This is a genomic window from Mesorhizobium sp. M7A.F.Ca.US.006.04.2.1, assembly GCF_004022915.1.
GTDB lineage: Bacteria > Pseudomonadota > Alphaproteobacteria > Rhizobiales > Rhizobiaceae > Mesorhizobium > Mesorhizobium ciceri.
This window is the reverse complement of record NZ_RZQA01001467.1, coordinates 1-787: the sequence shown is the minus strand read 5'-3', so window position 1 is coordinate 787 and position 787 is coordinate 1. Positions and strand designations below refer to the sequence as shown.

1 pseudogene is annotated in these 787 nt (G+C 63.5%); it reads left to right on the top strand.

What is annotated here, in order from left to right:
- Positions 1 to 787 (top strand): annotated as a pseudogene (locus EN925_RS38100) (hypothetical protein); the annotation flags it as partial.

The window sequence follows — 787 nt, the reverse complement described above, 5'->3', positions numbered from 1 at the left end:
CCACGACGCTGTCCGATTTCAATCTCGACGGAAAGACGTTCTCCGTCGACGGCAGCATCGTGCTGGTCAATGGCGCCTTGTCGTCGGCGCGGTTCAGCAAGGTCACCTTGAACAGGGGCGACGACGTTGCCGTATCGGTGAAGCGGTCCGGCAAGGGCTATGCGGTCGACATATCGGGCAACGCGCTCGACGCCCGCTCGCTCATCAAGCAGTTCACCTCCGACGTCGACACGGCTACCAAGACCACCGGTTCCGATGCCATTTCCGTCAGCGCCGATGTCGACCGGCTGACCGGTTTCCACGACGAGCAATTGTCCAATCTGAAGCTCGACTACAGCGCGGCCGGCTCGCGGGTGAACGGGCTGAAGGTCAGCGCCACGGCCAGTTCAGGTGCGGCCATATCGATCAGCAACACGACCGGCGCCGGCCGGCGCACGCTCAACATGCAGTCCGCGGACGCCGGCGCCATCCTGAGATTCCTCAACATCTACGAACATATGGAAGGCGGCGTGATCACGCTCGCACTGGCCGGGCCGAGCGACGGATCGCTCAAGGGCAAGGTCGACACCAGCAATTTTTTCGTCGTCAACGAACCGAAGCTCGCCTCCATCGTCTCGACCACGCCGGCCGGCGACAACCGCAGCCTCAACCAGGCGGTCAAGGGCAAGCTGGACACGTCGCGGGTGAAGTTCGAACGCGGCTACGCCGAGATCGACAAGGGCAGCGGCTATCTGAAACTGGCCAATGGCGTGCTGCGCGGACCGCGCATCGGCACCACGTTCCAGGG